General features: G+C 24.8%; 2 protein-coding genes. Both read left to right on the top strand.

Features of this window, described 5'->3' with window-relative positions; genetic code table 11:
• Positions 1-411: DUF5312 family protein (locus tag GQX97_RS13270; protein ID WP_232473407.1), on the top strand; the 411-nt coding region annotated here is incomplete at its 5' end.
• A 24-nt stretch (positions 412-435) separates the two neighbouring features.
• A partial coding sequence (locus GQX97_RS13265; RefSeq protein ID WP_198391250.1) for a lysylphosphatidylglycerol synthase domain-containing protein occupies positions 436-710 on the top strand: 275 nt, incomplete at its 3' end.

Below are 710 nucleotides of genomic sequence, written 5' to 3'. Positions count from 1 at the left end.
AATAAAGAAAGAAATTCTATGGGGCTTGATGCATTTTATACTTTAAACGATTCTAATACAGAAATTGTTAATTTTGATGCACAATTAAGCCCAGAATCTGAAAACTTCAAAAGATTTAAAGGCTGGACTATTACAAAAAATAAGGCCTTAACAAGCAGAGAATTAATAGAAGCTATGGTAAAAAAGTTAGATGATGAAGGCAACAAGATTATTATTAATGCCTACAATTCTGTATTAGATTTAACAAGCATAGTAAAAAATGTTATAGAAGATTATAATAACGGCACTAAAAATGAGATTCTTAATGCTAATAAAATACCTAGTTTAGAAAAATTCAATTTAAATATAGCTAAAGAGATGCTTGATGATTTTGAAAACTTTATATCATTATTAAAAAACTTTGTAAGGTAACAAATAAATATTTAGAGAGTTCGTATGTATAAAAAATATAAAACAGCTATTAATATCACTATTGGTATAATTATAAGTATTGCATGTTTATACTTTGCTTTTAGAGGCATTGATATAAAAGGCTCTATTGAAGTAGTAAAAAATATTAATGTAACATATTTTATTATATCTTTAATACTCAGTGTAGTTATAATTGCTTTAAGAGGTTTAAGATGGGAATGTTTTATACCTTTAAAAAAGCCCATTAAAAAAAGAACTGTAGTAATGGCTACTTATATTGGATATATGGCTAATAATAT

Source organism: Brachyspira sp. SAP_772 (assembly GCF_009755885.1).
GTDB lineage: Bacteria > Spirochaetota > Brachyspiria > Brachyspirales > Brachyspiraceae > Brachyspira.
Note: the sequence above shows the minus strand (reverse complement) of the source record. Positions and strands in the feature narration are given on the sequence as shown.